The 242-nt window shown below is 54.1% G+C and carries 1 protein-coding gene; it reads right to left on the reverse strand.

The genetic code is table 11. The features are described 5' to 3' along the window. A partial coding sequence (locus KVT28_RS26395; protein WP_217551253.1) for an ATP-binding cassette domain-containing protein occupies positions 1-242 on the reverse strand: 242 nt, incomplete at both ends.

A 242-nucleotide genomic window follows, 5' to 3' on the forward strand; every position in this document is an offset into this window, starting at 1 on the left:
AACCCCAATGATATTTCAATCAATGACCCCACTTCACCGGCCCTAACCGCATCACCTGATGAAGGCTCATGGGCCCCTCTTAGCAGACGAAGCAAGGTACTTTTTCCGGCGCCGTTGTGGCCCTGCAAGCCAACACGGTCGCCATCTCTGTTATGAAAATAGAGACAATCAAAGGCGCGCACCACAACACGACCAAGCTCATCGGCCCCCATCAGCCCACCTGTGGCGACCAGCACAAATAT

The organism is Pantoea sp. GbtcB22 (genome assembly GCF_019091025.1).
In the GTDB taxonomy this organism is placed as follows: Bacteria; Pseudomonadota; Gammaproteobacteria; order Enterobacterales; family Enterobacteriaceae; genus Pantoea; species Pantoea leporis.